Below are 548 nucleotides of genomic sequence, written 5' to 3'. Positions count from 1 at the left end.
TTCCCGCTGTCGATGCCGATCATCAGTACGATCTTCATCATGCAAGCCGTCGGCATCTACAACGACTACATCTGGCCGCTCTTGACGATCAGCGATGCGAGGATACAGATGCTCGGGGTCGGCCTCACCTTGTTCATGAATCAGTTCGGCATTACCGATATGGGCGTGCAATTCGCTGCGTATACGCTCTCGTCGCTGCCTTTGGTGCTGATCTTCTCGGTAGGCATGCGATACTTCATCCAGGGGATGACGTCAGGCGCGATCAAAATGTAGAGAATGGAGAGGGTTCATATGCAGAGCAAGAGCTGGGCGCGCACCGGCATCGCGGCAGTCGCCGCGATCGTGCTGCTCACAGGCTGGGGGCCGATGAAGTCGGCGGAAACGGCTGTAGCTGAAGGAGCGCTCGACATTACGGCGATGGATGATCTCGTCTCGATCAACTATTCGCTCTGGTTCGACCCGGTCGTCCCGAAGGGCGGCGGCACGATATACGATGTGGCTGATATCCTGACCGAATCGGGCATCCAGAAGGCCGCGCCGGCTTGGGG

General features: G+C 58.0%; 1 protein-coding gene and 1 pseudogene. Both read left to right on the top strand.

The features are described 5' to 3' along the window. Nucleotides 1–273: pseudogene (locus tag PA598K_RS32085) on the top strand (carbohydrate ABC transporter permease); the annotation flags it as partial. Between the two features lie 18 nt (nt 274–291). Then, the coding region (locus PA598K_RS36715) for a hypothetical protein (protein ID WP_185602353.1) at nt 292–548 on the top strand (257 nt) is incomplete at its 3' end.

Source organism: Paenibacillus sp. 598K, assembly GCF_003851045.1.
GTDB lineage: Bacteria > Bacillota > Bacilli > Paenibacillales > Paenibacillaceae > Paenibacillus_D.
Note: the sequence above shows the minus strand (reverse complement) of the source record. Positions and strands in the feature narration are given on the sequence as shown.